Source organism: Bacillus sp. LR--39 (genome assembly GCF_053613335.1).
In genome coordinates, this window is the sequence record NZ_JBSIOT010000427.1 from 1 (window position 1) to 978 (window position 978).

The window sequence follows — 978 nt, forward strand, 5'->3', positions numbered from 1 at the left end:
CAATTATTTTGCATTGGTAATAGGGAGAACTCTTATGATATTCTATTTAGGTTGGAATCCTTTTTATCCAAAAGTTCAAAAGTAAGGCCACTAAGAAAGACGAAGGTCAGCGCAAGTTAACCACAATATAAAAAATAGGGTAGATAATCATCCCACGTGAAATGTTCAAAATTTACTATAGATTGATAAGAAATGCTTTCGCATGCGATAAGTGTAAAAAGAAGCATGGTCAGTTTTTTAATATTGAGATACAGGTCTAGCTGTATCCTCTAATGAAAGGATTTGATTTTTGTTATGACAGAAAATTTCTGGCGTGAATTGCCACGGCCATTTTTTGTACTGGCACCAATGGAAGATGTGACAGATGTTGTTTTCCGGCATGTAGTAAGTGAAGCAGGCAGACCGGATGTGTTTTTTACAGAGTTCACAAACTCAGAGAGCTATTGCCACCCGGATGGGAAGGATAGCGTGCGCGGCCGTTTGACTTTTACAGAGGATGAACAGCCAATTGTGGCCCATATATGGGGAGATAAGCCTGAAAACTTCCGTAAAATGAGTATTGGCATGGCAGAGTTAGGATTTAAAGGACTAGATATCAATATGGGCTGTCCTGTGCCTAATGTGACACAGAACGGTAAGGGAAGCGGTCTTATCCGCCGGCCGGAAGTTGCAGCAGAGTTAATACAAGCAGCAAAAGCAGGGGGATTGCCCGTAAGCGTAAAAACAAGACTTGGTTTCACGGATGTAGACGAATGGCGCGAGTGGCTGACACACATACTGAAACAGGATATTGCCAATCTTTCTATTCATCTGCGCACAAGAGCAGAAATGAGCAAAGTAGATGCGCATTGGGAACTCATCCCGGAGATTAAGAAACTTCGTGACGAGGTGGCACCAGATACATTGTTAACAATAAACGGGGATATCCCTGACCGCCAAACTGGCTTAAAACTTGCTGAACAATACGGTGTTGATGGA

At 42.2% G+C, this 978-nt stretch carries 1 protein-coding gene; it reads left to right on the forward strand.

The genetic code is table 11. The annotated features are described in order from the left end of the window. Positions 1-294 precede the first annotated feature (294 nt). A partial coding sequence (locus ACWHAR_RS23785) for a tRNA dihydrouridine synthase (protein ID WP_452088028.1) occupies positions 295-978 on the forward strand: 684 nt, incomplete at its 3' end.